Raw genomic sequence first — 25,658 nt, forward strand, 5'->3', positions numbered from 1 at the left:
CTCGCCACTTTCCACTCGCGAACACGCTTTCCAGGACACTCCCATGGGTTTCAACTGCGGTATCGTCGGCCTGCCCAACGTCGGCAAGTCGACCCTCTTCAATGCGCTGACCAAGTCCGGTATCGACGCCGAGAACTTCCCTTTCTGCACCATCGAGCCCAACGTGGGGATCGTGCCCATGCCCGACCCGCGACTCGACACGCTGGCCGAGATCGTCAAGCCGCAGAAGGTGTTGCCCACCACCATGGAGTTCGTCGATATCGCCGGCCTGGTGGCCGGCGCCTCCAAGGGCGAGGGACTGGGCAACAAGTTCCTGGCCAATATCCGCGAGACCCAGGCCATCGCCCACGTGGTGCGCTGCTTCGACAACGACAACGTCATCCATGTCGCCAACCAGATCGACCCGCGTGCCGACATCGAGATCATCAACATGGAGCTGGCGCTTGCCGACCTCGACACCGTCGAGCGGGCCATCCAGCGCCTGGTGCGCGTGGCCAAGGGCGGCGACAAGGACGCCATTGCCACCAAGGCGATCCTCGAGCGCATCCAGCCCCACCTGGCCGAAGGCCTGCCGCTGAGAAGCTTCGGCCTGAGCGATGATGACAAGCACCAGCTCAAGAGCTTCGGCTTCCTGACCCTCAAGCCCACCATGTACATCGCCAACGTCAACGAGGATGGCTTCGAGGCCAACCCCTACCTCGACGTGGTCAATGAGATCGCCGCCGAGGAAGGCGCCGTGGTGGTGCCGGTATGTAACCAGATCGAGGCCGAGATCGCCGAACTCGACGACGAGGAGCGCGCCATGTTCCTCGACGAGATGGGCATGCAGGAGCCGGGGCTCGATCGGGTGATTCGCGCCGGCTATGCCCTGCTCGGACTGCAGACCTACTTTACCGCCGGGGTCAAGGAAGTCCGCGCCTGGACGGTCAAGGTGGGCGCCACCGCACCCGAGGCCGCCGGGGTGATCCATACTGACTTCCAGAAGGGCTTCATCCGCGCCGAGGTCATCGCCTACGACGACTTCGTCACGCTGGGTGGCGAGCAGGGAGCCAAGGATGCCGGCAAGTGGCGATTGGAGGGCAAGGAGTACATCGTCCAGGATGGCGACGTGATCCACTTCCGCTTCAACGTCTGAGCCGCAATACCCTTGACCCGGCGGGGCAAACGCCGTAGAATTCGCCCCCGTTGTTCGGCTACGTAGCTCAGCTGGTTAGAGCACATCACTCATAATGATGGGGTCCCCTGTTCAAATCAGGGCGTAGCCACCAGATACCGAAGACCCGGCGCCCCTGGCGCCGGGTTTTTTCGTTTGAGAACTCTTGCCTATCCTTACTCGAGGCTTACCCGGGAGCAAGTCCCGAAGTGTCGGACCAACGAGGAGGCGCTGTAAAGACCTCCAGGTACGCTACCGATGCCATCCCTGGCATAGCCCCCCTTCGCCCTGCTCCCGGCGCCTCTCGTACTTCACTACTCTAGGCCAGCTCGGGGCGGTCGAAGAAGGCGGTCAGCACCCGCGTCAGTAACTCCACGTCGCGGGCGCCGGCGGTCTCGCGGATCGAGTGCATGGCCCACTGAGGCACGCCCACGTCCAGGGTCGGCACACCAAGCTCGGTGGCCGTAATCGGGCCAATGGTGCTGCCGCAGCCCATGTCGGCGCGGGTCACGAAGGTCTGCACCGGCACCTCGGCCTCGCGACAGAGGTCACGGAACAGCGCCGAGGTAGCACTGTTGGTGGCATAGCGCTGGCTGGCATTGACCTTGATCACCGGCCCGCCGTTGAGTGCCGGGCCGTGGCCGGCATCGTGCTTGTCGGGAAAGTTGGGGTGCAGGGCGTGGGCATTGTCGCAGGAGATCAGCCGCGAGGCCTGGATCAGGCGGATGAAGCCCTCTTCTCCGCCCTCGCCGAGCTGAGCACTCACCCGCCGCAGCACATCGCCGAGGAAAGGCCCCTGCGCGCCGCACGCGCTGGCACTGCCCACCTCCTCGTGGTCGTTGGCCACCAGCACGGCTCCTTGCGTCCCATCGGACGCCAAGAGGGCTTCAAGACCGATAAAGCACGAGAGCAGGTTGTCGAGGCGGGCACTGGCAATCAGTTCTCCCTCGACGCCGACACGCGACGGCGGCTGCATGTCGCGGAAGGCGAGCTCGAAGTCGAGCAGCTCGACGTCCTCGAGGCCATGCTGCTCGGCAAGCCAGCGCTTGAGCAGGCGCTCGAGATCAGGCGTTTCTCCGCCCTGCAGGAAGACCGGGGCCATCTCGGTCTGGGCGTTGATGGCACGACCATTGTTGGCCTCGCGATCCAGATGAATCGCCAGGCTCGGAATGATCGCTATCGGCTGGTCAACATCGAGCAGCACACCTTCGATGCGGCCGTCGGCGTGGCGCAGGTGCACCCGCCCCGCCAGCCCCAGGTCGCGGTCGAACCAGGGCGCCAGCAGGGCCCCGCCGTAGACCTCGACGCCGAGCTGGAGCCAGCCCGCCGCACTCTGGGCCGCGTTGGGCTTGAGCCGCAGGCCGGGGCTGTCGGTATGGGCGCCGATCAGGCGCAGCGCCGCGAGGCGCTCACGCGGTAGCTGCAGGGCGATAAGCGAGGAGTCGTTGCGGGTGACATAGACGCGCTCGCCAGGGACGAGACGCCAGGCCTCGGTCTCGTCGAGACGCCGGTAGCCGGCCTCCTCCAGGCGCCTGGCCATGTTGGCCGTGGCATGCCAGGGCGTGGGAGATCGACGCAGGAAATCGAGCAGGCGCTCGAGGCGGGCATCCTGGGACATGGAATTCCTCTGTTGCGGGGCATTTCAGGGGTCTTGGCGGCACAACCAAGCTGATACAATGAACCTTCGGTCCATGCAACTCGTCAGCCGGGTCGGAGTCTGGATAGAGAGCAAGTGTACACGAATCGGGGAGTGCTTCATCGATGAGCCTGTTTGTCACCCTTGGACGTTCAGCAGCCCTGGCCCTGCTGTTGATCACCACGCCGGTACTGGCCACCGTCGAGCCGAGCGACGCCCAGCGCCAGGTGGCCGTGGAAGCGGCCGAGTCGCTGCGCTACGGCCACTATGCAGACGTCAGCCTGAATGACGACTGGTCACGGCGGGCCTTCTCACGCTACCTGGAGATCCTCGATGGTCAGCGCGCCTACCTGCTCGACCGTGACGTGGACGACTTCCGCGACCTGGCAACTGGTATGGACGAGGCGCTGCTCGATGGCGACCTGTCACGTCCCTTCGACCTCTACCAGCGCTATCACGAGCGCGCCGAATCACGCTTCGAGTGGCTGCTCGAGCGACTCGACGAGGGCGTCGACTTCACCTTCGACAGCGACCGGCGCCTCGAGCTGGAGCGTGAGGATGCTCCCTGGGCGGGTAAAGAGGCGGCGCTGGACGAGCTCTGGATGAAGCGGCTCGATAACGCCGCCCTGACACTCGCCATCAGCGACCAGGAACCCGAGCAGGTGGAAGCCAACCTTCGCCAGCGCTACGAGGGTCAGCTTTCGCGCCTACGCCAGACCAACGAAGAGGACGTCTTCGGCCTCTTCATGGCCGCAGTGACCGGCAGTATCGACCCGCATAGCGAGTATCTTTCACCGCGTCAGGGAGAGTCCTTCGACATCCAGATGCGCCTCTCGCTGGAGGGTATCGGGGCGCTGCTGCAATCCGATGGCGAGTACGTCAAGGTGTCGAGCCTGGTGCCGGGCGGTCCCGCCGACCGGCAGGGGGCGCTGCAGCCGGCCGACCGCATCGTCGGCGTGGGCCAGGAGGGCGAGGAGATCGTCAACGTGGTGGGCATGCGTCTCGACGACGTGGTCGACATGATTCGCGGCCCCAAGGGCTCGGTGGTACGCCTCGACGTGGTGCCCGCCCAGGCCGTCGACATGACACGCTCCAAGGTCATCGAGATCACGCGTGACACCGTGGACCTCGAGGACCAGGCCGCCCAGGGCGAAGTCGTCGAGATCACCCGCGACGACGGCACCCACCGCCTTGGGGTGGTCAAGATTCCCACCTTCTATGTGGACTTCGACGCCTGGCAGGCGGGCGAAGAGGACTACCGTAGCACCACCCGTGACGTGGCCAAGGAGGTGGAGCGGCTGCAGGCCAAAGGCGTCGAGGGCATCGTGCTCGACCTGCGCAATAATGGCGGCGGCGCCCTGCAGGAAGCCAACTCGCTCATCGGCCTGTTCATCGACCGCGGCCCTACCGTCCAGGTCCGCGATGCACGTGGCCGCATCAGCCTCTACGGTGACACCGAAAGCGGCACCCTCTACGACGGCCCCCTGGCCGTGCTGGTCAACCGGCTCTCGGCCTCGGCGTCGGAAATCTTCGCCGGCGCCATCCAGGACTATGGCCGCGGCCTGGTGGTGGGCACCGATACCTTCGGCAAGGGCACGGTCCAGACCCTCAACGAGCTCAGCCATGGCGAGATCAAGCTGACCCGCGCCAAGTTCTATCGCATCTCCGGGGCAAGCACCCAGCATCGCGGCGTGGAGCCGGATATCCGCTTCCCGAGCCTGGTCGACCCTGAACTGATCGGCGAGAGTAGCCTCGACAATGCACTTCCGTGGGACACGGTCCGCGAAGTGCAGTACCGCACCTATGGCCAGCCGCGCCAATACCTGGAAACGCTGCGCGCACGCCACGATGAGCGCGCCGAGCAGCAACCGAACTTCCGTTACCTCGAGCAGCGCTCCGAGCTTGCCAGCAAGCTGCGTGAGCAGCACACCAGCGTCAGCCTCAACCGCGAGCAGCGCCAGCAGGAAGTGGAAGCTCGGGAAGCCGAGCAGCTCGCTCTCGAGAACCAGCGCCGCCGCGCCCTTGGCCTGGAGCCACTTGAGAGCTGGGTCGATGCCCGCGACGAGGAAGAGAGCGACGAGGAACCGATCGATCGCGCCCAGGTGCTGGAAACAGCGCAGATTCTTCTCGACTACGTCCAGCTCGAGGACACCTGGCACTACGCGAAAGGCTACTGATCACCGCGCATTCGTCAGTCGCAGGTACGACCGCCGACGCCGGGCCTTGTGGCCCGGCGTCTTCCTGTGCTCGTCGTTCCAGCGTCAGGCGCGACAGAATCTCAGCCGTTGACGGGACCTGCAGGCCGAGGGTCGCAGTCTGCTGACAAGGCGCATATTCGGGAATTGCCGCGGCTAAACGGGGAACGCGGGCAAGGCAACAACGCTATGAGGGGGAACAGTCGGCGCGGATAACGGCCGGGCAATCCTGGCTCCCCGAACAGGACTCGAACCTGTGACCCAGTGATTAACAGTCACTTGCTCTACCAACTGAGCTATCGGGGAACAACGGCAGGATGATGCGAGGAATGCGACAGGCAATCAGGAGCGGTTGGCTCCCCGAGCAGGACTCGAACCTGCGACCCAATGATTAACAGTCATTTGCTCTACCAACTGAGCTATCGGGGAATGACCGCATGCCGCAATGTGCTTTCAACTTCAACGAGATCTTTCGCTGCAAGAGCGAAGCTGGCTCCCCGAGCAGGACTCGAACCTGCGACCCAATGATTAACAGTCATTTGCTCTACCAACTGAGCTATCGGGGAATGACCTCGAGCACGGGGCGTAGTATACGGATCGGGCCCGCCAGGTCAAGCGGGGATTGGCACCGCGCGCCATCGGGAGGCACGCCGGGCCCATTAAAAAAACGCCCGCCAGGGCGAGGCCGGGCGGGCGTTGTTTGTGCATCCTGGTGGCTACGCCCTGATTCGAACAGGGGACCCCATCATTATGAGTGATGTGCTCTAACCAGCTGAGCTACGTAGCCTTAACAAGGGGTTACCCGACCGTGGGCCGGGCAACGGAGTGGGATTATGCACGCGAGCCCGCCGCATGGCAAGCCCGCGCGGCCCTCACGCCTCGATATCCAGAGCGCGCTTGACCGCCGGCAGTGCCGGCTCGCCGTCACGGGTCTGAACGCCCTCGAGCCACACCTCAAGGACCTCGGGGTTGGCCTGCAGATAAGCACGGGCGGCATCACGAGGGTCGGTGCCCGCGTCCATGATCTCGCCCATCAGCTGGTTCTCCATTTCGAGGGTGAAGGTGAGGTTGTCCAGCAGCGCCCCGACATTGGGACACTCCTCGACGAAGCCGCCACGGGTGTTGGTGTAGACGGTGGCACCGCCCAGCTCGGGACCGAAATAGTCATCGGCGCCTTCCAGGTAGGCCATGTCGTAGTTGGTGTTCATCGGATGCGGCTCCCAGCCGAGGAACACCATCCACTTCTCCTCCGGTACCCGGGCGCGCAGCTCGGCGAGCATGCCGGCCTCGCTGGAATCGATCAGCTGCCAATCGCCCAGGCCGAAGGCATCATCGTCGATCATCTGCTGAATCAGTTCGTTGCCATCGTTGCCGGCCTCGATGCCATGCAGCTGGCTGTCAAACCGCTCGGCGTGTTCGGCGAGATCGGTCACCGAGGTGACGCCGGCATCGTGGACATATTGCGGTACCGCGAGGGTGTACTTGGCGCCCTCGAGGTTGGCCCCCAGGCGGTCGACGTCACCCTCTTCGACGTAGGGGTCGCTGATCGACGCCATGGAGGGCATCCAGTTGCCCAGGAAAATGTCGAAGTCGTCGTTCTTCATGCCCTGGTAGGCAATCGGCACCGAGACGGTGTCGATACGCGTCTGGTAGCCCATGGCCTCCAGCACTTCCGTGGTGAGCGCAGTGGTGGCGGTGATATCGGTCCAGCCGACCTCGGCGAAGTTCAGGGTTTCACAACGCTCGGGCTCGGCAGCCTGCAGCGGCGAGAAGGACAGGCCGAGGGCGGCGGCACCGAGTCCCAGGGTAAGGCGACGATTCAGGTTACGGGTCAGCATGAAGGCATTCCTCTTGTTGGACATGACGTATAGCCGCGGCGATAGCACTACCAGCAGCGGGATCCTTGACCAGGCTCTTTATTGATTGAACGTTCAATAAAGAAATGGCAAGCTGTGCACATGGTAACCACGCTTCATGTGGTGGTTGCAAGATCAATTCCCGGGAAAGGAGCCAGCACGGTGCCCAAGGTTGGAATGGAACCCATCCGTCGCCAGCAGCTGATCAAGGCTACCATGGCGGCGATCGACGAAGTCGGCCTGGACGATGCCACGGTGATGCGTATTGCCCGCCATGCGGGCGTCTCCGCGGGCATCATCAGTCACTACTTTGGCGGCAAGGACGGTCTGCTGGAGGCTACCATGCGCCAGATCCTCAGCGACCTGGGCGGGGCCGTGGCGGCGCGGCGCCGCGAGCTCACCACCACCAGTCCCAGGGACCACATCGGCGCCATCATCGATGGCAACTTCGACCGCAGCCAGGTCACCGGGCCAGTGGCCAAGACCTGGCTGGCCTTCTGGGCCAGCAGCATGCACAAGCCAGCGCTGGCGCGCCTGCAGCAGGTCAATGATCGGCGTCTCTACGCCAACCTCTGCCACCAGTTTCGCCGCCTGATGCCCCGCGACGAGGCTCGCGCCTGTGCCCGTGCGCTGGCGGCCCTGATCGACGGCTTATGGCTGCGCGGCGCCCTGACCCTCGAGGGCCTGGACAGCGACGAAGCGCGCCGCCTGGCCCGGGACTACCTCAATCGCCTGATCGACACCCGAGACACCCTTTCCCCTTCCTGAATGGAGGTCACCATGGCACCCCTCGAGACCCAGAATCTCTACATCGACGGCCGTCGCACGGCCGCCACCTCCGGCGAGACCTTTTCGGTGGTCAACCCCTTTGACGGTTCCCAACTCGCCGAGGTGCAGCAGGCCGCCGAGGCCGACGTGGACGCCGCCGTGGCTGCGGCTCGCCAGGGCCAGCGCGTCTGGGCGGCCATGAGCGGCATGCAGCGCGGCCGCATCCTCAACCGCGCCGTGGCGCTGTTGAGAGAGCGCAATGACGAGCTCGCCGAGCTCGAGACCCGCAACACCGGCAAGCCGATCAGCGAGACGGCCGCGGTGGACATCGTCACCGGTGCCGACGTTCTCGAGTACTACGCCGGCCTGGCGGCGGCCATCGAGGGCAGCCAGATTCCGCTGCGCGAGGACTCCTTCGTCTATACACGTCACGAGCCGCTGGGCGTGATCGGCGCCATCGGCGCCTGGAACTACCCCATCCAGATCGCTTGCTGGAAGAGTGCTCCGGCGCTGGCCGCCGGCAACGCCGTGGTCTTCAAGCCCAGCGAGGTGACCCCGCTGACCACCATGCGACTGGCCGAGATCTTCACCGAGGCCGGCCTGCCCGACGGCGTCTTCAACGTGATCCACGGCGACGGCAGCGTCGGGGCCCTGATGACGACACACCCTGGCATCGACAAGGTCACCTTTACCGGGGAAGTGGGCACCGGCAAGAAGGTGATGGCCGCTGCCGGCGGCTCGACGCTCAAGGACGCGACCATGGAACTGGGCGGCAAGTCGCCGCTGATCGTGTTCGCCGATGCCGATCTCGAGCGGGCCGCCGACGCGGCGATGATGGCCAACTTCTACTCCAGCGGGCAGATCTGCACCAACGGCACCCGCGTTTTCGTGGAAGGCGCCGTCAAGGCGGATTTCGAGGCGAAGATTGCCGAGCGCGTGGCCCGCATCAAGGCCGGCGACCCGCTGGACCCGAGCGTCAACTTCGGCCCCCTGGTGAGCTTCGAGCATCAGGCCAAGGTGCTCAGCTACATTGCGCTGGGCAAGCAGGAAGGCGCGACGCTGCTGGCCGGCGGCGAGACCTGGGCCTCGGACGTGCAGGGCGGGGGCGAGCAAGCCGGCGTGGCATGGAGCAAGGGCGCCTGGGCGGCCCCCACGGTATTTACCGACTGCACGGACGAGATGCGCATCGTGCGCGAGGAGATCTTCGGCCCGGTGATGGCGATCCTGGCCTTCGATGACGAAGAGGAGGTGATCCGCCGCGCCAACGATACCGAGTACGGCCTGGCCGCCGGGGTCTTCACCGAGCATCTCAACCGCGCTCACCGGGTGATTCACCGCCTGGAAGCCGGCATCTGCTGGATCAACACCTGGGGCGAATCCCCCGCCGAGATGCCGGTGGGCGGTGTCAAGCAGTCCGGCGTGGGCCGTGAGAACGGCCTCGAGACCCTGGCCCACTACACCCAGACCAAGTCGGTGCAGATCGAGATGGGCCCCTTCGAGTCGGTGTTCTGAGCGCTGCGCTACCGCCCTGCTACCCCCACCTGTCGGGGGCGCCGGGGGCAGGTCGTAGTGAGGGTACGTTCTTAGCGCCCTCGCGAAGGCCTGTCGCCGGAACAGCCCCGTACTGATGTTGCCTCGGGAGACCTCATGTCCCAGATCCGTGAATTTGACTACGTTATCATCGGCGCCGGTTCGGCCGGCAATGTGCTCGCCACCCGCCTCACCGAGGATGCTGACGTCTCGGTGCTGCTGCTCGAGGCCGGTGGCCCCGACTACCGCTTCGACTTCCGCACTCAGATGCCGGCGGCGCTGGCCTATCCCCTGCAGGGCAAGCGTTACAACTGGGCCTTCGAGACCGACCCCGAGCCGCACATGGATGGCCGCCGCATGGAGTGTGGCCGCGGTAAGGGGCTGGGAGGCTCTTCACTGATCAACGGCATGTGCTACATCCGCGGCAACGCCCTGGACTATGATCATTGGGCCGAGGCGCCGGGCCTGGAGGACTGGAGCTACGCCGACTGTCTGCCCTACTTCCGGAAATCCGAGACCCGCGATATCGGCCCCAACGCCTACCATGGCGGCGACGGGCCGGTCAGCGTTGCCACGCCCAAGGCAGGCAACAATCCGCTCTACCGGACTTTCATCGAGGCGGGCAAGCAGGCCGGCTACCCGGAGACCGAGGACGTCAACGGCTACCAGCAGGAGGGCTTCGGCCCCATGGACCGCTTCGTCACGCCGAACGGCCGGCGCGCCTCCACCGCCCGCGGCTACCTCGACCAGGCGAAGCCGCGCGAAAACCTCACCATCGAGACCCGTGCCATCACCGACGTCATCGAGTTCGAGGGCAAGCGGGCGGTAGGCGTGCGCTATAAGCACAAGGGCCAGGCGCAGCGGGTCCAGGCCCGCCGCGAGGTGCTGCTGTGCGGCGGAGCCATCGCCTCGCCGCAGATACTGCAACGCTCCGGTGTGGGCCCGCAGGCGGTGCTGGACGAGTGCGGCATTACCCCGGTACACGTCAACGACAACGTCGGCGCCCACCTCCAGGACCACCTGGAGATGTATATCCAGTACGAGTGCACCCAGCCAATCTCGCTCTATCCGGCGCTGAAGTGGTGGAACCAGCCGAAGATCGGTGCCGAATGGCTCTTCCTGGGCAAGGGGGTGGGAGCGAGCAACCAGTTCGAGGCGGCGGGCTTCATCCGCAGCAATGACCAGGAAGCGTGGCCCAACCTGCAGTACCACTTCCTGCCCATTGCCATCAGCTACAATGGCAAGAGTGCGGTCCAGGCACACGGTTTCCAGGCCCACGTGGGCTCCATGCGCTCCGAAAGCCGCGGCCGCATCCGTCTGACCTCCCGTGCCCCGGATGCCGCGCCCAGCATCCTCTTCAACTACATGTCTACCGAGAAGGACTGGCAGGAGTTTCGCGATGCCATCCGCCTGACCCGCGAAATCATCGCTCAGCCCGCCTTCGACGACTATCGTGGCCGGGAAGTCTCGCCGGGACCGGAAGTCCAGTCCGACGCTGAGCTGGATGCCTTCGTCAAGGCCCATGCCGAAACCGCCTATCATCCCTGCGGCAGCTGCCGGATGGGCGAAGGTGACGATGCCGTGGTGGACGGCCAGGGCCGGGTGCACGGCGTGGAAGGGCTGCGGGTAGTGGATGCGTCGCTGTTCCCGGTGATTCCCACCGGCAATCTCAACGCGCCGACCATCATGCTCGCCGAGAAGATCGCCGACCGCATCCGCGGGCGCGAGCCGCTGCCGAGAAGTGACGCCCCCTACTACGTGGCGGGCGACGCCCCGGCCCGCGATGAGCCCCAGCGCCGTCTCGACTGACAACGCCCGAGCCGCCACACGAATGCGCCCCGCGCTGCCCTGCAGCGCGGGGCGTTTGCATGGGCACTGGCCGGTTGCAACATAGTGAGCTAGTCTGCAAGAATTCAAACATCTGTTCGAATCCTTCGCCTTCCATCACAACAACCGGAGTCGCTCCATGCTCACCCTGATCCTGCTGATTGTGGCCGTTGTCGGCCTGCTCGCGGTGATGCGCCGTGAGGCGGGCGCCCTGCCTGCACTGGTCGTGCTCGCCGTCACCGGGTTGATAAGCCTGCTCGCCGCCTCCGCGGTGCTCGGCGTCATCCTGCTCGCCGGCGCCCTGGCGATAGCCGCGGCCGGCCTTCCGGCCCTGCGCAGCAAGTGGCTGACCCCTCGCCTCTTCGCCCTGTTCAAGAAGGTCTCGCCGAAAGTCTCCGACACCGAACGCACGGCACTCGAGGCCGGCACCGTGGCCTGGGACGGTGAGCTCTTCACCGGGCGTCCCGACTGGGAGACGCTGCTCGGCTACCGTGACGAGGGGCTCACGGAGCAGGAACGGGCCTTCCTCGACCACCAGTGCAGCGTGGCCGCCGGCATGTGCAATGCCTGGGAGATTGCCCGCGAGCGCGCCGACCTGCCTCAGGCGCTCTGGGACTACCTCAAGCAGGAAGGCTTCTTCGGCATGATCATCCCCCAGGCGTATGGTGGCCTCGGCTTCTCGGCCAAGGCACAGTCGCTGGTCCTGCAGAAGCTCTCGGTCAGCGAGACGCTGATGGTCACGGTGGGCGTGCCCAACTCCCTGGGCCCGGGCGAACTGCTGCTCAAGTACGGCACCGAGAAACAGAAGGACTACTACCTGCCGCGGTTGGCGGACGGCCGGGAAATCCCCTGCTTCGGCCTCACCGGCCCGCGCGCCGGCAGCGACGCCACGGCCGTTCCCGATACCGGCGTGGTCTGCCGGCAGGAGGTCGACGGTAGGGAAGTGCTGGGTCTGCGCCTGAACTTCGAGAAGCGCTGGATTACCCTGGCCCCGATTGCCAGCGTGGTGGGCCTGGCCTTCCGGCTCTTCGACCCCGACCACCTGCTGGGCGAGGAGAGCGATCGCGGCATCACCCTCGCGCTGATCCCGCGCGATACCGACGGCATGGAGATCGGACGCCGCCACCACCCCATCGGCAGCCCGTTCCTGAATGGACCGATCAAGGGCCGGGATGTCTTCGTGCCACTCGATACCATCATCGGTGGGCCCGAGATGATCGGCCAGGGCTGGCGAATGCTGGTGGAGTGCCTCTCCATCGGACGCTGCATCACGCTGCCCTCCGGCGCCACCGGGACCGCGCGCTATGCCCTGGGCTGGAGCGGCGGTTTCGCTCGTATCCGCCGCCAGTTCAATGTACCGGTGGCCGAAATGGAGGGTATCCAGGAGCCCCTGGCGCGCATGGCGGCACTCGCCTATGTCGCCCGGGCGGCGGTCTATCAGACGGCCAACACCATCGACCATGGCGAGAAACCGGCGGTACCCTCGGCGATCCTCAAGAGCCAGCTCACCGAGTTCCAGCGCCAGATTCTCGGCGACGCCATGGACATCCACGGTGGCAAGGCCGTGACCCTGGGGCCACGCAACTACCTCGGCATCGGCTACAGCGCCAACCCGGTGGCGATCACCGTGGAAGGCGCCAATATCATGACACGCAACCTGATGATCTTTGGCCAGGGGGCGATCCGCTGCCACCCTTACGTGCTCGACGAGCTGGCGGCCAAGGAGGCCGACGACCTCAAGGCCTTCGACCGCGCCTTCTTCGGTCACGCCGGACTGATCTTCGGCAATGCCGCCCGTGCCTTTACCCAGGGCCTGGGGCTTGGTCGGGCGAATGTGCCCTTCGACGAGGTCGCCGCGCCCTATGCCCGCGACATCGCCCGTCTCTCCGCCGCTTTCGGGCTCTGCGCGGATGCCGCCATGGCGAGCCTCGGCTCGTCGCTCAAGAAGCGGGAAATGCTCTCGGCCCGCCTCGGTGACGTGCTTTCCAACCTCTTTCTGGCCTCGATGACGCTCAAGCAGTGGCACGAGGGCGACAAGGTCGAGGGCGAGGCCGCCCTGCTCCACTATGGCTGCCGTTTCCTGCTGGGTCGCGCCGAACAGGCCCTGGACGAGCTCTTCGACAACCTGCCGAACCGAGCCCTGGGCCGTCTGCTGCGCGTTGTCGCGATGCCGGCAGGTCGCCGCTGGAAGCGCCCTCAGGATGACCTGACCCGCGAGATCGCCCAGGCCGTCTCCCGTGACACGGCACTGCGCCGTTACCTGCTTGAGAGCACTTGGCAGGAGAACGACGGCAGCCGGGACAATCCGCTCGCCCACTACAACGCCCTGCTCGCCACCCAGGACCGCGCCGAGACGCTCTACCGCACGGTCAACAAGGCCCATGCCAAGGGGCAGCTGCCGGCGGATGCTCTGCATCCCGAGCAGCAAGTGGAGGCCGCGCGCGAAGCGGGCATCATCAGCGAAGAAGACGCTACCTTCATGCGTGAGCGCGAGGCCGAGGTGCTGGAGCTGCTCACCGTCGACGACTTCGCCTACGATGCCTTCGTCATCGACAAGAGCAAGGTGCTACGCCATAACGCTGCCTGACGCCAGCGTCTCGTCTTCCCCACTGCCCCGGCCATGTGCCGGGGCGTTTTTTCTATAGTGGCCAGACCAGCAGGATCATGGGAATCGCCACGGCCAGCACCACCAGCGACAAGGGCAAACCGAGCTTCCAGAAATCGCCGAAACGATAACCGCCCGGGTTCAGGACCAGGGTGTTGGACTGATGGCCGATGGGCGTGAGAAAAGCACAGGAGGCGCTGACGGCCACCGCCATCAGGAAAGGATCCACCGAGGCATCGAAACCCTGCGCCAGGCTCGCGGCAATGGGGGCCATCAGCACCGCCGCCGCCGCATTGTTGACGATGTTGGAGAGCAGCATCGAAAGCAGGAAGAGTCCTGCCAGGGTGACCACCACCGGCCACTGTCCACCGAAGGCCTGCAGGGCATCGGCAATCAGCGCTGCCCCACCGCTGGTTTCCAGCGCCTCGCCCACCGGGATCATGGCGCCGAGCAGCACCAGCACGGGCCCGTCGATCGCCTGGTAGCCCTCGCGTAGCGGCAGCACGCCCACCATCAACGAGACGACGGCCGCCGTGGAGAGCGCCACCGCGGCGGGCAGCATACCCAGCAGGATGGCCAGAATCGCAGCGGCAAAGATCAGCAGCGAGACCACCATCATGCGGGGCTGCCCCAGGGAGAGATTGCGGCTGGCCAGCGGCAGGCAGCCCAGGATCGCCAGGTTCTCGGAAAGATCGCTCTCGCCGCCCTGCAACAGCAGCACATCGCCCGGACGAAAGCGGATATCACGAAGCCGCTGCTTGAGACGCCCCCCGTCACGGGCCACCGCCACCAGGTGCAGGCCAAACTGGTTCTGCAGGCGCAACTGGCTGACGGTGCGATTGATCATCATGGAGTCGTTGCGTACGACCGCCTCCAGCAGCTGAAGGCCTTCGGTATCAACGTTCTTGATCTTCTCCTTGGCTTTTTTTCTGGCTTTCTTGCCTTTGGACTCAGATGCCTCGTGCGACGACGCCTCTGCTGTCTCCCGGGCCTCCTCGCCGTCCTCGTCGCTCTCCTCGGGCTCCTTGCCCACGCGAAGCCCGGCCTTGTCCTCGAGCAGCTTCATGTCATCGGGGCCTGCCTCCATCAGCAGGATGTCGCCCGTGCGCAGCGCACCGTGGAAGGCATGGCCGGCGTGACGCTTGTCGTCGCGCACCACGGCAAGCACCGGGACGGTCTCCTCCAGGGCCTCTTGCAGTTCACGCAGCGTCCAGCCATTGGCCTTCGCCTGCTCATCCACCTCGAGTTCGACCAGATAGTTAGAGGTGTCGAACATCTCCTCGGTGGAGGCCTTGCCGGCACGCTGAGGTACCAGCCGCCAACCGACCAGCAGGATGAAGGCCAGCCCGACCAGGGCGACGGCCACGCCCACGGGAGAGAAGGAGAAGAGCCCGAAGGACTCGCCGGTGACCGAGCCCCGATAGCTGGCGATGATGATATTGGGCGGGGTGCCGATAAGGGTGGTCAGCCCGCCCAGCAGCGAGCCGAAGGCCAGCGGCATGAGCAACAGCGACGGCGAGGTGTCATGCTCACGTGCCAGGCGCATGGCCACCGGCAGCAGGAGCGCCAGAGCGCCGACGTTGTTCATGAAGCCAGAGAGCACCACCACGGTCCCGACCAGCGCGGCCAGCTGAAAGAAGAGCCGTTCGCCGACCTTGAGCACCTGCTCGGCGATGAGGTCCACCACCCCGGAGCGCTCGAAGGCACGACTGAGCACCAGCACTGCGGCCACGGTGATCACCGCCGGATGACCGAAGCCGTGGAAGGCCTCGTCGCCCGGCACCAGGCCGAGCATCACCGCCCCCAGCAGTGCCGAGATCGCTACCAGATCGTAACGAAAGCGCCCCCAGACAAAGGCGGCCAGAGTCAGCCCCAGGACGATGAAGACCAGCGTGCTATCGGCCATGACACCTCCGTGTGTTGATTCGTAGAGACTCAAGCACACCAGCCGCAGGGCAGAAAAGCCAGCCCTTTACTCCACCCGGACGCACGAAACCCGGCCTTGGCCGGGTTCCGAGCAGAGGCAAGGATCTCGACGGCTACTTCCTGGCCATCTTCTCCAGCATGGCGTTCACGGCCTCGAGATGCTCGGGTTCGTTATGGCACATGCCCTGGAAGGTTGCGCAGAGATCCAGGAAGTCGGGCAGTTCCATGCGGCTGCCCATCTTCATCAGTCGCTTGGTCAGGCGCGTTGCCTTGGGCGGCTGGCCCGCCATCTGCCCGGCCATCTCGCCGACCCGCTCCATCAGCGCCTCGGGCTCGGTGACCTCCAGCACAATGCCATATTCCCTGGCCTCCTCGGCATCGATCACTCGGCCGGAAAGCGTCAGCTCGAAGGCGCGCTGATAGCCGATCAAGCGCTGCATGAACCAGGCGCCACCATCACCGGGGATGATGCCCAGATTGAGGAAGGTCTCACCGAACTTGGCCTTGCGAGAGGCGATGCGCACATCGGCCATGTTGGCCAGGTCGAAACCGGCGCCGATCGCCGGGCCGTTGACCGCGGCGATGATCGGCACCTCCACGCCCTGCAGCGCCAGGGGGATACGCTGAATGCCCCGCCGGTAGCGGCTGGCGACTTCGGCCACGTCACCGGCAAAATCGCCGCCACGCTCGGCCATGTCCTTGACGTTGCCCCCAGCAGAGAACGCCGAGCCCTCTCCGGTGATGACCAGCACGGAGACCTCGTCGCTGGCATTGACCCAGTCGGCCACGGCCACGATGTCATCCACCAGGGCGGTGCCCGTCAGGGCATTGCGAACGTCGTGCCGATCCAGGGTCAGGGTGGCCACCCTATCCTCCAGGGTCAGGCGGGCATCGGTCAGTTGTGGTTGGGTCAGGCTCATGGGTGGGCGTCCTTGTCGATGGCATTGCTGTCACGCTCGACGATAACCCGTGCATCGACCACCGCATAGCCGTCGGCGTTGACGATCACCGGGTTGAGGTCGAGCTCCTTGAGATCCGGGTAAGCGGCGACGATGCTCGACACCTTGAGCAGCAACTCGATCAGTGCCTCCTTGTCCACCGGCGACTCGCCGCGCACGCCCTCGAGGATTCGTTTCGCCTTGATCTGCTCCACCATGGAGCGGGCATCAAAGCGCGACAGCGGGATGGCGCGGAAGGCCACGTCCTCGAGGATCTCGACGAAGATGCCACCGAGGCCGAACATCAGCACCGGACCGAAGATCGGGTCGCGGATCACGCCGACGATCACTTCCACACCCTTCTGCGCCATGGGCGCCACCAGCACGCCCTCGACCTCGGCGTGGGGATCATACTCGCGGCAGGAGTCGAGGATCGCCTCGCGGGCATCCTGCATGGCCGCGGCGCCCACCACGTTGAGCTTCACGCCCCCCGCGTCGGACTTGTGCAGAATGTCCTTGGAGACCACCTTCATGGCCAGCGGTGTGTCACCGAGCACTGCCGCGGCCGCGGCCAGCTCGGCCTCGTTCCTGACGACGCGCTCCTCCGGGACCTCGACGCCATGGTCGCGCAGCAGCTGCTTGGCCTCGTACTCGAAGAGGTCACGACCCTCGGCCTGGGCCTGTCGGAACATGGCGGTAAGCTCGGGACGGGCATCCACCGGCGTCTCGCGGGTGTGGCCGTGGTATTGCGCCAGATACTGGCCGCGCTCGCCCAACGCGGCGAGCACCCGAACCGACTGCTCGATGGACGCGTAGACCGGCAGTCCCGCCTCGTGCAGACGGCGCAGCGCCGGCGGCTTGATCGGGGTATAGAGGCTGTAGACGACCAGCGGCTTCTCGGTAGCATTGGACAGATCCACCATCGCCTCGGCACCACGCATCTCGTCACCCAGCAGTGACTCGGCAAAACGGATGCTGTAGCCGCCGAACATGCCCACCAGGAAGACGCTGTCGACCTCGTCATCGGCGGCAACGATCTCCATGCAGGTGGCGAGCAAGGAGGGGTTGGCGTCAGTGGAGCCGGCCACGTCGACCGGGTTGACGGTAGAGGCCTGCGGGAAGAGCACCTCGCGCAGTTTCTGGCGCGTGGCGTCGGAGAGCTCGGCGAGCTCAAGGCCCGCCTCGGCCAGGCGATCGGAGGCAATGGTCGCCTGGCCGCCACCATCGGAGATGACCGCTACCCGCTTGCCACGGGACTTCTGCAACAGTCCAAGCCCCTCGGCCACCGGGAGGATCTCGTCGGAGTACTGCACCACGCTGACCCCTGACTGCCTGAGCAGGTCGACGGTCATGGCGTAGCTGCCGGCCAGGGCCCCGGTGTGGGAGCTGGCGGCCTTCTGGCCCTGCTCGGTGGAACCCGACTTGTAGACCACCACCGGCTTCATGGCGGTGACGTCGCGCGCCACCTCGAGAAACTTTCGCCCGTCGCGGAAGCCCTCGACGTAGAGCGTCGCAACACGGGTGTGCTCATCCTCGCCCAGGTAGCGAAGGTAGTCGTTGAAGCCAATATCACTCTGATTGCCGGGGCCCACGTAGGTGGAGAACCCTACCTGGCCGTTGTGCTGGGCCTCCAGGGCAAGCGACAACAGCATGTTGCCGGACTGGGAGATAATGCCCACGTCGCCGGCCTTGACGTTGTCCAGCGCCAGCAGGTTGATCCGGTGGTGCAGGTTAAAGATGCCCGAGGTGTTCGGTCCGATCAGGCGAACCCCGTGAGCACGGGCCTTCTCCATCATCTGGCGCTCGAGTTCGGCACCTTCCCCACCGATCTCGGCGAAGCCGCTGGCGAGTATCACCGCTCCCTTGATGCCGCGACGGCCGCATTCGGCGATCAGCCCCGGCACCGAGGAGGCCGGGGTGCAGATCAGTGCCAGTTCCGGGTTACCGGGAATGGCGGTGACCGACGGCCAGGCCTTGACCCCGAGGATCATGTCGGCCTTGGGGTTCACCGGATAGATGTCGCCACGATAGCCATCCTTGATCAGGCCGACCATGGCCTTGTAGCCACGCTTGGTGGGGTCGGCAGAGGCGCCGACCACCGCGATGCCGGCCGGCGCCAGGATGTCATGCAGCGGGCTGCGAACGGGAAGGTGTCCTTCAATGGGATTCATGTGCTGCTGACCTTGACCGCAAGGGTCGTTGAACGGTGACAACGGGCCCGATGACTCACCGGGCACGGAAGATCGGGGAGATGGCGTGCCCTGGGCTCATTTTCCTTTAAACAAGGGCGCACGCTTCTCGGCAAAGGCATCGACGCCCTCCTGCCAGTCCTCGGTGGTGGAACAGGTGAAGACGGCATCAAGTTCCTGCTGCAGCTGACTCTCGAGGTGGGTGTCGCTGCCCTGGTTGACCAGGCGCTTGAGCATGGCGATGGAGACCGGGGCCTGCTTGGCCAGCTGGCCTGCCAGGGCGCGGGCCTCGTCGAGCAGGGAATCGGCCGTCCAGCTGGAGGTCGCCAGGCCGATACTGGCCGCTTCCTCGCCATCGATGCGCCGACCCGTGAAGAGCAGCCGGCGCGCCTGGGCCAGACCCACCAGCTCGGGCAGGAGCTTGGAGACGCCACCGCCCACGCAAGTACCGATGCTGGTCTCGGGGAAGCCGATCTGGGCATCCTCCGCCATCAGGATGAAGTCGCAGGAGACCGCCATCTCGGCGCCAGCCCCCAGCGCATAGCCGTTGACGGCGGCAATCACCGGCTTGTTGAGGCGCAGGATCACCTCGCAGACATCGTTGCCCAGCTGCAGGTACTGGCGGCGCTGGAACAGCGAACGCTTGGCACTGCCATGCTCCTTCATGTCGGCACCGACACAGAAGGCGCGACCCTCACCGGTGAGAATCACGGCACGGATGTCGACATCGCTGGAGGCAACGGCGAGCGCATCGAGCAGTTCGGTATACAACGCCTCGACCACCGCATTGAGGCGATGCGGGCGGTTGAAGCGGATTTCCAGTACCTGGCCGTGGCGCTGGGTGATCAGGGTCTCGTAGGCAGAATGCTTCGCGGAGTGGCTCATGGCGGGGTCGGGGTTCCTGACGTGGCGGACGACAACTGAAACAAACGTATCACTCATAGAGATAAAAAGGTACGTCTGTTGTGCGAGCATTCTAGACGAAGGCTCCGCCAGGCGTCAATACAGATGTGCCATTTTCTTTATCATAAGATACATTTGTTTCATTCATGCCGATCCACATGCGTTACAATGCCCGCCCGCGCAATTGAGCGGATGCCATCAACATGATCAGCTGAGGAGAATCGCGTGCTGGAACCGCAGACCCCGAGCCCGGCGGTGCCGGCTGAGGCCCCGGCAGGCCTGGATGCCGTCAACCAGCAGCTGGCTGAGGCGTATCCGGAGCTGAGCCCACAGCTCAAGCTGGCCGCCGGCTACGTGCTGGAACACCCGGTGGAAATCGCCTTCCAGTCGATCCGCAAGTCGGCCGCTGCCGCCGAGGTCACCCCCTCGACGCTGATGCGGCTGGCCAAACGGCTCGGGTTCGAGAGTTATGAACAGTTCCGCGACGTCTTCCAGTCGGCGGTACAGGCCGGTCCGGTGGAGCTCTCGGGACGCGCCAGCCAACTGCGCAGCCTGGCCAGCCAGACCGACGATCAGGTGTTCCTCGACGTCGGCGATGCGGCCTTCGATAACATCGGGCGGCTGTTCACCGCCGACAACCAGAAGAAGGTCCGCGAGGCGGCGCAGCTGCTGCTCGGTGCCGGCAAGGTAGCCGTGGTCGGCTTTCGCGACACCTTCGCCTGCGCCTACCACTTTGCCTACGTGGGGCGCATCGCCATGCCCGACATTCACCTGATCCGCGGGCAGGAAGGGGGCCTGCTCACCGAGCTGGCCCCCTTCGGCGAGGGCGACGTGGTGATCGCCTTTGGCTTCGAGCCGTACTGTGCCGAGACCATGCGCGCCCTGGAGATCACTCGCGCCAATGGCGTGAACGCCATCGTGGTCACCGATACCATGCGCTCGCCGCTGGTCCCCGGGGCCAGCATCACCTTTCCGGTGGCCAACGCCACGCCGCACTTCTTTCCCTCGATCCTCTCGGCGATCACGCTGATCGAGGTGCTGCTGGCGGAGTGCGTGGCCTTCGGCCCCGACGATCTGGTCGACAACGTGGCACGCTTCGAATCACGGATGCGCGAGATGGGCGCCTACATCGATATCGATTAGCCGCTGAGCGCTTCCCGGCGATGGCGGTAGGGGCCGAACAGACAGGCCAGCAGCAGGAAGCCGCCGGAGAGCGTGGCGATCATGCCGGCCGCGCTCAGCGAGACCTCGAAGCCCATCCAGCCCGGGCCGTAGCCCGCCAGCACATAGCCCAGTAGCGCCGATACCGCGGCGATCAGCTGGCTCAAGGCCACCTGAGTGGCGAGACGGTTGGTTATCAAGCGGGCCGTGGCGGCGGGACAGATGAACATGGCAATCACGATGATCGCCCCGACCGCCTCGAAGGCGGCAATCGCGGCCACGGCCACCATCAGCACCAGCAACAGGCCGACCAGCGACGGGCGAGCACCGACGCTGGCGGCGAAGTCCGCATCGAAGCTGGCCATCACCAGGCCGCGGCGGAAGGCCACGACGAAGCCAACCACCAGGGCCCCCATCCAGGCGGCCCGGCCAAGTTGCGGTGGCAGCGTGGCGAGGGCCTGCGGATCCACCAGCGAGGCGAGGCTGGTGCCTTCAAACCAGATCAGGCTTTCCAGGTTGCCGTAGAGGGCGTGCTCCACGTCCAGGTGGACCGTGCCCACCTCGTTCCATTCCAGCATCAGCACGCCGAGGGCAAACAGGCTGGTGAAGACCACCCCCATGGCCGCGCTGTTCTCCACCCGCCCCAGACGCCGGATCAGTTCGATCATCGCCACCGTGAACAGGGCCGAGACCCCCGCTCCCAGCATCATCGCCGAGGACGCCAGCGTCCCAGTGAGCAAGAAGCTCGCCACGATACCCGGCAGCGCAACGTGGCTGATGGCATCGCCGATCAGGCTCTGGCGTCGCAGTACCAGGAAGTTGCCGAGCAGGGCACAGGATAGGCAGATGAGCAGGGCGACGGCCATCGGGACCAGGCTGAACATCAGAAAATCGCTCATGGGGTCCCCTCCCGCCCCTTCATCAGACGGCTCTCGAGTGCCATGATCGTGTCCGGCGAAAGCACGCGTTCGATCGGCAACAAGCCGCGATGATCGAGCTGGGCGGAGTCCTCGGGATACTCGCGCCGGAAGAGCGCCCAGAGCCGCTCCTCGTGTTCGGCGTCCCGCGCCGCCGCCCAGCCGGACGGGGTCGCCACCCCATCGCGGCGGATATAGCCCTGCCGCCGCAGCACCTTCACGGTCAGGTCGTCGAAGATCGCTTCGTCTCGCGCCAGCGCCAGCAGCCCCTGGCGTAGGTGGACCCGCCGCTTGAAGTGCTGATGGGCGATCAGGGTGGCCAGGATGCCGCGTCGCGGCGAGACCAGGAAGGAGACGAGGAACAGCACGAAGGCGGCCAGCACCACCAGCGGGCCGGTGGGCAGCCCCTCCCGAACGCTGGACAGGGTAACGCCAAGATACCCGGCCAGCATGCCGAGCAGCGCGGCCAGCGTCACCACGCGCAGTGGCCGGTCGGTCCAGAAGCGCCCGGTGACCGGCGGGATAATGGTCAGCGCCACGATCAGGATCAGGCCGGTGATTCGCAGCCCGATCACCACCACCGCCAGCAGCAACAGCATCAGCAGCATGTCGATGCGCTGAACCCGCACCCCGTTGGTGGCGGCGAAGACGGGATCGAAACAGACCATTAGGAAGTCGCGACGCATCACGATGATGCCGGCCGCCAGCAGCAAGGCGCAGAGCGCGATCAGCTGTGCCTCGGCGGCCAGCATGCCGGCAGTGGAGCCGACCAGATAGCCGGTCAGGCCCGCCTGGCCGGACACCGCCATCGACTGGATGACGGTGAGCAAGACGACGCCCAGGCCGAAGAAGGTGGAGAGCACGGCGCCGATCGCGGCATCCTCGCCCAGTCGCGTGCGGTGGCTGATGGCCTGCACCGCCCACAGCCCGGCGGCGGCACTCAAGCCGGCGCCGATCAGCAGGCCGGGCATCCAGCGCCCATCGCCGAAGATCAGCGCCATCAGGATGAAGGCCAGGGCCAGGCCGGGAAGGGTCGCATGGCTGATGGCATCGCTGACCAGGGAGCGCTTGCGCAGCAACACGAAGCTGCCGATCATCCCCGCCCCGCCCCCGAGCAGCATCGCCCCCAGGGTCACCAGGCTGGTGTTGTAACCGGCATCAAAGATCAGGGCACGCCACCAGGCTTCCACGCTCAGCACTCCCGTGATCCTCGCGGGGCCTCGTCCAGCAGCTGCATCAGCTGCACATCACCGAGTCGCCCCCCGTAGGTCTCCTGCAGGTTCTGTGCGGTAAATGTCGTCGCCACCGGTCCGGCGGCGATGCGGCGCACGTTGAGCAGCAGGAGATGATCGAAATAGTCGCGTACCGTAGCCAGGTCGTGATGCACGCAGAGCAGCGTCCTGCCCTGGCGGCGCAAGGTCTTGAGCACCTCCACGATGGCCTTCTCGGTGGCTGCATCGACCCCGGCAAACGGCTCGTCGAGGATGGTCAGATCGGCCTCCTGGGTCAGCGCGCGGGCCAGAAACACCCGCTGCTGCTGGCCGCCGGAGAGCTCGCCGATCTGGCGCTGGGCAAAGGCTTCCATGCCGACGCGGCCCAGGCTCTCCATGGCCTTGTCGCGGTGGTGCCGGCGAGTCAGCTGCCACCAGCGCAGGTCACGGAAGAGCCCCATGGTGACCACGTCGATCACCGTTGCCGGAAAGTCCCAGTCGACGCTGCTGCGCTGGGGGACATAGGCCACACGACGGGAGCGACCGTCGTAGGGCTCACCGAACACTCGGACATCGCCGGTCAGTCGCCGCGTGATGCCCAGAACCGCCTTGAGCAGGGACGACTTGCCGGCCCCGTTGGGCCCCACGATGGCGGTCAGGCTGCCCGGCGGGGTAATGAAGTCCACCGAGTGCACCACCGGGCGATGGTCATAGCTGACGGTCAGGCCATGGATCGCCAGCGGGCTTGCGACCACCGCGTCGGAGAGCTGCAGGGCGTCGTTCATTCGTTCTCACCTTGCTGGCCCAGTCGACCCAGCCTCCCCTCGGCAGGCGCCTCACCGCCCAGCGCGCGGGCGATCAGGGTGACGTTATGATCGAGCATGCCAAGCCAGGTGCCCTCGTAGGTGGCGGCCGGTCCCATGGCATCGGAATAGAGTTCACCTCCGATCTCTACCGCCCAGCCCTCGGCGGCCGCGCCCTCGACCAGCGCCTGAACATTGCGATCCGACACCGAGGACTCGATGAAGATGGCACCGATGCGGCGCTCCACCAGCACGTCGACCAGTGACTCGATGCGCGCCAGGCCGGCTTCGCTCTCGGTGGAGAACCCCTGGATGCCCAGCACCTCGTAGCCATAGGCGTCACCGAAGTAGCCGAAGGCATCATGCGCCGTGACCAGGACCCTCGCCGAGGCCGGTACGCTGTCAAGCACCCCGACAGCGTAGCGATCCAGCGCCTCGAGTTCGGCCAGGTAGGCCTCGGCGCGCGCCTGGAATTCCGAGGCATGCGCGGGGGCCAGCTCGACCAGGGCATCACGCATGCCCTCCACCACCCACCGCCAGCGGCCGGGATCCATCCACACGTGGGGGTCGGGCTGGTCCTGATACGCTTCGTCGGCCAGGCGCTGCTCGGCCGGCACCGCCTCCCCCGCGGCGAAGACAGGCTTGCGCTGTGCCAGCCGTGACAGGAAGTTGCGCAATTGCGCCTCGAGGTTGAGGCCATTCCAGAACACCGCATCCGCCCGGGTCATGGCGGTAACGTCGCGGCGGGTCTGACGATAGAGGTGCGGATCCACCCCGGGGCCCATCAGGCCCTGGACCTCGACCCGTTCGCCGCCCACCTCGCGCAGGACATCGGCGACCATCGCGGTCGTGGCGACCAGTTGCAGCGGCGCCTCGGCCTCGTCGGCCAGCACGGGGCCGGACAGCATGCCCGACAAGGTGAACAGCAGGAGGCTCAGCGCGGACCTACCTCGCGGGAAAGCTTTCATCGACGCTCCTCGGGGAGTGATAGTGACCGACTCACGGCAACAGGATGGTGGACCCGGTGGTCCTGCGGCCCTGCAATGCCTGCTGGGCCTCACCGGCCTCGGCCAGCGGGAAACGCTGGGCAATGTCGACCGTCAGCTTGCCGCTCTCCAGCATGTCGAAGAGCTCACCAGCCATCCACTCCAGCCGCTCTCGGGTGTCGGCATAGCCGTTGAGGCTCGGACGGGTGACGAACAGCGATCCCTTCTGGTTGAGGATACCAATATTGACCCCTTCCACGGCACCCGAGGCGTTGCCGAAGCTGACCATCAAGCCGCGCTTCCTCAGGCAGTCCAGCGAGGTTTCCCAGGTGTCCTTGCCCACCGAGTCGTAGACCACGTCGCACATTTCGCCTGCAGTCAGCTCGCGCACACGCTCGACGACGTCCTCCCGCGTGTAGTCGATGGTCGCCCAGGCGCCGTTGCGCTCGGCCAGCGCCGCCTTTTCCGCTGAGCTGACGGTGCCGATCAGCTTCACGCCCAGCGCCCTCGCCCACTGGCAGGCAATCGAGCCCACCCCCCCGGCGGCAGCGTGCCAGAGGATCGTCTCGCCGCCCTTGAGCCCATAGGTCTGGCGCATCAGGTAGTGAACGGTCAGCCCCTTGAGCATGCTGGCCGCGGCGGTCTCGACGCCGATGGCAGCGGGCAGCACCACGACCTTCTCCGCCGGCAGTACATGCTGCTCGGCATAGGCCCCGAGCGGCCCCTGGGCATAGGCGACGCGATCTCCCACCTTGAGGTGGGCAACGCCCTCGCCCACCGCATCGACCTCGCCGGCCCCCTCGGTGCCGAGCCCGGAAGGCAGCGACGGCGCCGGATAGAGGCCGGTGCGAAAGTAGATGTCGATGAAGTTGAGCCCGACGGCCTGATTCGTGACGCGAACCTCGCCGGGTGCCGGCTCGGCCGGGGCGACGTCGGCGAGCTCGAGGACCTCGGGTCCGCCGGTACGGGCAAACTGGATGCGCTTGGCCATGGGGGGTGCTTTCCTTCTGCTGCCTGCGAGATGAGCCACCCAGTCAAGCGCCGTGGCTCCGCG

The 25,658-nt window shown here is 65.8% G+C and carries 18 protein-coding genes and 5 tRNA genes; 8 read left to right on the forward strand and 15 right to left on the reverse strand.

Annotation, left to right across the window (positions count from 1 at the left end; genetic code table 11):
- The first annotated feature begins 43 nt into the window (after positions 1 to 43).
- Together ychF and FHR95_RS05580 are read left to right on the forward strand one after the other, a co-directional pair.
- On the forward strand, positions 44 to 1,135 hold the full coding sequence (gene ychF, locus FHR95_RS05575) for a redox-regulated ATPase YchF (RefSeq protein WP_040187652.1): 1,092 nt from the start codon (positions 44 to 46) through the stop codon (positions 1,133 to 1,135).
- A gap of 56 nt (positions 1,136 to 1,191) precedes the next feature.
- Positions 1,192 to 1,268, forward strand: a tRNA-Met gene (locus FHR95_RS05580).
- A gap of 204 nt (positions 1,269 to 1,472) precedes the next feature.
- On the opposite strand, the gene FHR95_RS05585 is transcribed toward FHR95_RS05580, so the two are convergent.
- Positions 1,473 to 2,771: a M18 family aminopeptidase gene (locus tag FHR95_RS05585; RefSeq protein ID WP_183313668.1), complete on the reverse strand. Its 1,299-nt coding sequence runs from the start codon at positions 2,769 to 2,771 to the stop codon at positions 1,473 to 1,475.
- Between the two features lie 143 nt (positions 2,772 to 2,914).
- Between FHR95_RS05585 and FHR95_RS05590 the strand changes: the two genes are divergently transcribed.
- Positions 2,915 to 4,966 (forward strand): carboxy terminal-processing peptidase, encoded by a 2,052-nt coding sequence (locus FHR95_RS05590; protein ID WP_183313669.1) that lies wholly within the window; start codon positions 2,915 to 2,917, stop codon positions 4,964 to 4,966.
- 248 nt (positions 4,967 to 5,214) lie between these two features.
- On the opposite strand, the gene FHR95_RS05595 is transcribed toward FHR95_RS05590, so the two are convergent.
- From FHR95_RS05595 to FHR95_RS05615, 5 genes are all read right to left on the reverse strand, one after another.
- A tRNA-Asn gene (locus tag FHR95_RS05595) sits at positions 5,215 to 5,290 on the reverse strand.
- Between the two features lie 47 nt (positions 5,291 to 5,337).
- Positions 5,338 to 5,413: transfer RNA gene (locus FHR95_RS05600), tRNA-Asn, on the reverse strand.
- Positions 5,414 to 5,474: 61 nt separating this feature from the next.
- Positions 5,475 to 5,550, reverse strand: a tRNA-Asn gene (locus tag FHR95_RS05605).
- Between the two features lie 144 nt (positions 5,551 to 5,694).
- A tRNA-Met gene (locus FHR95_RS05610) sits at positions 5,695 to 5,771 on the reverse strand.
- An 85-nt stretch (positions 5,772 to 5,856) separates the two neighbouring features.
- Complete coding sequence (locus FHR95_RS05615) at positions 5,857 to 6,822, reverse strand: choline ABC transporter substrate-binding protein (RefSeq protein WP_040187657.1); 966 nt, start codon at positions 6,820 to 6,822, stop codon at positions 5,857 to 5,859.
- Positions 6,823 to 7,002: 180 nt separating this feature from the next.
- Between FHR95_RS05615 and betI the strand changes: the two genes are divergently transcribed.
- From betI to FHR95_RS05635, 4 genes are all read left to right on the forward strand, one after another.
- On the forward strand, positions 7,003 to 7,608 hold the full coding sequence (gene betI, locus FHR95_RS05620) for a transcriptional regulator BetI (protein ID WP_179862063.1): 606 nt from the start codon (positions 7,003 to 7,005) through the stop codon (positions 7,606 to 7,608).
- Positions 7,609 to 7,620: 12 nt separating this feature from the next.
- A complete protein-coding gene (betB, locus tag FHR95_RS05625) occupies positions 7,621 to 9,120 on the forward strand; it encodes a betaine-aldehyde dehydrogenase (RefSeq protein ID WP_183313670.1) in 1,500 nt (499 codons plus the stop codon).
- 135 nt (positions 9,121 to 9,255) lie between these two features.
- On the forward strand, positions 9,256 to 10,947 hold the full coding sequence (gene betA, locus FHR95_RS05630) for a choline dehydrogenase (protein ID WP_183313671.1): 1,692 nt from the start codon (positions 9,256 to 9,258) through the stop codon (positions 10,945 to 10,947).
- A 157-nt stretch (positions 10,948 to 11,104) separates the two neighbouring features.
- Positions 11,105 to 13,552 carry an acyl-CoA dehydrogenase gene (locus tag FHR95_RS05635; protein WP_183313672.1) on the forward strand — a complete coding sequence of 816 codons (2,448 nt, stop codon included), beginning with the start codon at positions 11,105 to 11,107 and terminating at the stop codon, positions 13,550 to 13,552.
- 52 nt (positions 13,553 to 13,604) lie between these two features.
- On the opposite strand, the gene FHR95_RS05640 is transcribed toward FHR95_RS05635, so the two are convergent.
- The 4 genes from FHR95_RS05640 to FHR95_RS05655 form a co-directional block, all read right to left on the reverse strand.
- Positions 13,605 to 15,476, reverse strand: a complete 1,872-nt coding sequence (locus FHR95_RS05640; protein ID WP_183313673.1) for an SLC13 family permease — start codon at positions 15,474 to 15,476, stop codon at positions 13,605 to 13,607.
- 133 nt (positions 15,477 to 15,609) lie between these two features.
- Positions 15,610 to 16,416, reverse strand: coding sequence for an enoyl-CoA hydratase-related protein (locus FHR95_RS05645; RefSeq protein WP_183313674.1), 807 nt, complete (start codon positions 16,414 to 16,416; stop codon positions 15,610 to 15,612).
- On the reverse strand, positions 16,413 to 18,605 hold the full coding sequence (locus tag FHR95_RS05650) for an acetate--CoA ligase family protein (protein ID WP_183313675.1): 2,193 nt from the start codon (positions 18,603 to 18,605) through the stop codon (positions 16,413 to 16,415). Before FHR95_RS05650 ends, FHR95_RS05645 begins: the two co-directional genes overlap by 4 nt.
- A gap of 96 nt (positions 18,606 to 18,701) precedes the next feature.
- Positions 18,702 to 19,508 (reverse strand): enoyl-CoA hydratase/isomerase family protein, encoded by an 807-nt coding sequence (locus FHR95_RS05655; RefSeq protein WP_183313676.1) that lies wholly within the window; start codon positions 19,506 to 19,508, stop codon positions 18,702 to 18,704.
- 243 nt (positions 19,509 to 19,751) lie between these two features.
- Between FHR95_RS05655 and FHR95_RS05660 the strand changes: the two genes are divergently transcribed.
- Positions 19,752 to 20,669 carry an SIS domain-containing protein gene (locus tag FHR95_RS05660; protein WP_052448914.1) on the forward strand — a complete coding sequence of 306 codons (918 nt, stop codon included), beginning with the start codon at positions 19,752 to 19,754 and terminating at the stop codon, positions 20,667 to 20,669.
- Here FHR95_RS05660 and FHR95_RS05665 read toward each other — a convergent pair.
- Genes FHR95_RS05665 through FHR95_RS05685 form a run of 5 tightly spaced genes read right to left on the reverse strand, consistent with a single transcriptional unit; the run spans position 20,666 to position 25,595 of the window.
- Positions 20,666 to 21,586 carry a metal ABC transporter permease gene (locus tag FHR95_RS05665; protein WP_040187665.1) on the reverse strand — a complete coding sequence of 307 codons (921 nt, stop codon included), beginning with the start codon at positions 21,584 to 21,586 and terminating at the stop codon, positions 20,666 to 20,668. The two genes, FHR95_RS05660 and FHR95_RS05665, sit on opposite strands and share 4 nt — an antisense overlap.
- Positions 21,583 to 22,803: a metal ABC transporter permease gene (locus FHR95_RS05670; protein ID WP_221199217.1), complete on the reverse strand. Its 1,221-nt coding sequence runs from the start codon at positions 22,801 to 22,803 to the stop codon at positions 21,583 to 21,585. The genes FHR95_RS05665 and FHR95_RS05670 overlap by 4 nt, the downstream gene beginning before the upstream one ends.
- Positions 22,797 to 23,600 carry a metal ABC transporter ATP-binding protein gene (locus tag FHR95_RS05675; protein ID WP_052448915.1) on the reverse strand — a complete coding sequence of 268 codons (804 nt, stop codon included), beginning with the start codon at positions 23,598 to 23,600 and terminating at the stop codon, positions 22,797 to 22,799. Before FHR95_RS05675 ends, FHR95_RS05670 begins: the two co-directional genes overlap by 7 nt.
- Positions 23,597 to 24,586, reverse strand: a complete 990-nt coding sequence (locus FHR95_RS05680) for a metal ABC transporter solute-binding protein, Zn/Mn family (RefSeq protein ID WP_183313677.1) — start codon at positions 24,584 to 24,586, stop codon at positions 23,597 to 23,599. The genes FHR95_RS05675 and FHR95_RS05680 overlap by 4 nt, the downstream gene beginning before the upstream one ends.
- Before the next feature lie 31 nt (positions 24,587 to 24,617).
- Positions 24,618 to 25,595: an NADPH:quinone reductase gene (locus FHR95_RS05685; RefSeq protein ID WP_183313678.1), complete on the reverse strand. Its 978-nt coding sequence runs from the start codon at positions 25,593 to 25,595 to the stop codon at positions 24,618 to 24,620.
- Positions 25,596 to 25,658 lie beyond the last annotated feature (63 nt).

Source organism: Halomonas fontilapidosi (assembly GCF_014192285.1).
Classification (GTDB): Bacteria; Pseudomonadota; Gammaproteobacteria; order Pseudomonadales; family Halomonadaceae; genus Halomonas; species Halomonas fontilapidosi.